At 73.6% G+C, this 3,288-nt stretch carries 3 protein-coding genes; all 3 read right to left on the minus strand.

The features are described from left to right. Positions 1-20 precede the first annotated feature (20 nt). Complete coding sequence (gene nudC / locus ACWGIU_RS33520; RefSeq protein ID WP_453711876.1) at positions 21-977, minus strand: NAD(+) diphosphatase; 957 nt, start codon at positions 975-977, stop codon at positions 21-23. Positions 978-1,031: 54 nt separating this feature from the next. Beyond that, a complete protein-coding gene (locus ACWGIU_RS33525) occupies positions 1,032-2,456 on the minus strand; it encodes a dipeptidase (protein WP_453711877.1) in 1,425 nt (474 codons plus the stop codon). Between the two features lie 10 nt (positions 2,457-2,466). Next, a partial coding sequence (locus ACWGIU_RS33530; RefSeq protein ID WP_453711878.1) for a PD-(D/E)XK nuclease family protein occupies positions 2,467-3,288 on the minus strand: 822 nt, incomplete at its 5' end.

Here is a 3,288-nt window from a genome sequence, read left to right on the forward strand (position 1 = left end):
ACGTGGGGAAGTGACGAAGGTTACGCGGCAGCCTTCGGCAGCGGCTCGCCGTACCAGAGCTCGACCAGCCGGGCGGCGATGGAGATGCCCGACGGGGGCAGCACCTCGCCCGACGCGAACGCCGCGCGCAGCTCCTCGCGGGAGAACCAGCGGGCCTCCTCGATCTCCTCGCCGTCCACCGTGATCTCCGAGGTGGTGGCGCGGGCCGTGAAGCCCAGCATCAGGCTGTACGGGAAGGGCCACGGCTGGCTGGCCACGTACTCGACCTCGCCGACCTTGACGCCCGCCTCCTCCCACACCTCGCGGATGACGGACTGCTCTATCGACTCGCCCGGCTCCACGAACCCCGCCAGCGTGGAGAAGCGGCCCTCGGGCCAGTGCACCTGGCGGCCCAGCAGCGCACGGTCGTGCTCGTCCGTGACCAGCATGATCACGGCCGGGTCGGTGCGCGGGTAGTGCTCGGCGCCGCAGCCCGCGCAGCGGCGGATGTGCCCGGCGGCCGCGACCACCGTGCGCTCTCCGCAGCGCGAGCAGAAGCGGTGCATGCGCTGCCAGTTCTCCAGCGCCACCGCGTGCACCATCAGCCCGGCGTCGCGCGGGGACAGCAGCAGTCCGGCCTCACGCAGGCCGGCCGGGCGGGCCGACTGGTCCATGCGGCCGGGCAGCGCGTCCTTCTGCAGCGCGAAGTACCGTACGCCGTCCTCGTCGGTGCCCAGGAAGTAGCGGTGGGTCTCGGTGACCGGGGCCTCGAAGGCCGGGGTCATCACGATGCCGGTACCGCCGTCGGCGGTGTCGTCGATCAGGACCTGGCCTCCCGAGACGACGAAGACACGGGTCGTCGGGTGGCTCCAGGCCGCGGCGAGCCACGCCTCGTCGAGGCGGTGGTGCGCGGCGCGGTCGATCCCGCTGGGCGCGGCGAGCGAAAGAGGGCGCTCGGTGAGTGGGCGCTCGGTATGGGTGCTCACAGGTACTTCCAACTCCCCCGGTGGTGGGACAGGCAGGCTCGGTACGGCAGGTGTGTGCGGCGGGTGTCAGGCGGTGGCTCGGTGGTGGGCGGCCAGGTCTCCCCAGAGGTACGCGGTCGTCTCGACGCCCTTCAGCAGGAGGTCCAGCTCGACCTTCTCGTTCGGTGCGTGCCAGCCGTCGGACGGTACCGAGATACCGAGGAAGAGCACGGGCGCGTCCAGGACGTCCTGGAGGTCCGCGGCGGGACCGGAGCCGCCCTCCCGCGTGAAGCGGATCTTCTGGCCGAAGGCGCGGCCCATGGCCCGGACGACCGACTGCAGGGCCGGGTGGTCCAGCGGGGTCAGGCACGGGCGGGTGGGCGCGCCGAAGGTGATGGAGTGGCGGATCCCGTCCGGGGTCCCGGCGGCGACCCAGTCCCTGACGGCCGCCTCGATCTCGTACGGGTCCTGTCCGGACACCAGCCGGAACGACAGCTTCAGGTGGGCGGAGGCGGGCACGATGGTCTTGCCGCCGGGTCCCTGGTAGCCGCCGCCGATCCCGTTGACCTCGGCCGTGGGGCGGGTCCAGACGCGCTCCAGGGTGGAGTACCCGGCCTCGCCCGCGGCCGCGTGGGACTTGGCCGTACGCAGCCACTCGGCCTCGTCGAAGGGCAGCTCGGCGATGAGCGCACGCTCCGCGTCCGTCAGCTCGGCGACGTTGTCGTAGAAGCCGGGGATCGCGACCCGCCCGTCGTCGTCGTGCAGGGCCGCGACTAGGCGGGCGGCGACGGTGGCCGGATTGGGCACGGCCCCGCCGAAGGCGCCGGAGTGGATGTCCTGGTCCGGGCCGTGGAAGTCGATCTCGCAGTCGGCGACGCCGCGCATGCCGGTGCAGACGGTGGGGGTGGTCTCGGACCACATGCCGGTGTCGGAGACGATCACGACGTCGGCGGCGAGCTCGGCGGCGCGGTCCTCGACGAGGGCGCGGAAGTTCGGGGAGCCGGACTCCTCCTCGCCCTCGATGAGGAGCTTGAGGTGCACGGCGGGAGCGGCGGCGCCGGTGGCGGCCAGGTGCGCCCTGACCCCGAGGGTGTGGAAGAACACCTGGCCCTTGTCGTCGGCGGCGCCGCGCCCGTACATGCGGCCGTCGCGGATCACCGGCTCGAACGGGTCGGTGTGCCAGCCGTCGGCGAGGGCGGCGGGCTGGACGTCGTGGTGCCCGTACACGAGGACGGTCGGGGCGTGCGGGTCCTCGCTCGGCCAGTGCGCGAAGACGGCGGGCGCGCCGGGGCCCGTCTTCGCATCGGAGGGGGTCCACACCTCGGCGACCGGGAAGCCGGTCTCCTTGAGCTTGGCCGCGAGCCATTCGGCGCTGCGGCGTACGTCGCCCGCGTGCTCGGGCTGGGCCGAGACGGAGGGAATGCGGAGCCACTCGGCGAGGTCGTCGAGGAAGGCGGCGCGGTGGGTGTCGATGTACGTGCGGACGACGCTGTCCGGCGGGGTGTCGCTCATGCCCCCGAGCCTAGCTGTCCGCCTGATGGTCACCGTCCGGGTCCGATTCGCCTTGGAGGATCCGCTCAAGGCGGGCTCGGTCCGGGAGGTCGCGGGGGCGGATCACGCGGCCGCTGCGGACGTGCAGGAAAGCGGCCGTGACCCGGTCGAGGGGGGTGTTCGTGGCCTCGGCCCAGGCCACGCGGTAGACGGCGAGCTGGAGCGGGTCGGCCTCGGTGGTGCGGCCGGTCTTCCAGTCGACGATCTCGTACGAGCCGTCCGGGTTCTTGTAGACGGCGTCGATCCGGCCGCGAACGACCCGGCCGGCGAGGGTGAGCTGCACCGGGGCCTCCATGCGGTGGGGGGGCCGGTCCGCGTACGGGCTGCGCTCGAAGGCGGCCTTGAGGAAGTCGAGATCGGCCTCGTCGGCGATCTCCTGGTCGGAGCCGGCGCCGGGGAGGTCGGTGACGGGGTCGAGGACGTCGAGGAAGGGCAGCGGAAGCTCGTCGAACCGGGACTCGACCCAGGCGTGGAACCGGGTGCCCTGGCGGGCGGCCGGCTGCGGGGGGCGCGGCATGGGGCGGGCGAGATCGCGTACGAAGCCCTGCTCGTCGGCGGCGAGCCGGAGCAGCTGGCTGGCGGACAGGGCGGCGGGCAGCTCGACGTCACGGACGGCCGCGCGGGCCCGCCGGAGCTCGCCTTCGAGGGCGTCGAGGTCGCGGTCCCAGGAGGCGACGGTACGGGCCTCCTCACCTCCGGCGGGGATGCGGGGTACGGCCGCCCGCGGGCCGGGGACCGGCGCCCGGACCTCGTGGGGAGCCCGCGTGGTCGCGCCGTCCCCGGGCAGGGATTC

The organism is Streptomyces sp. NPDC054840 (assembly GCF_053611065.1).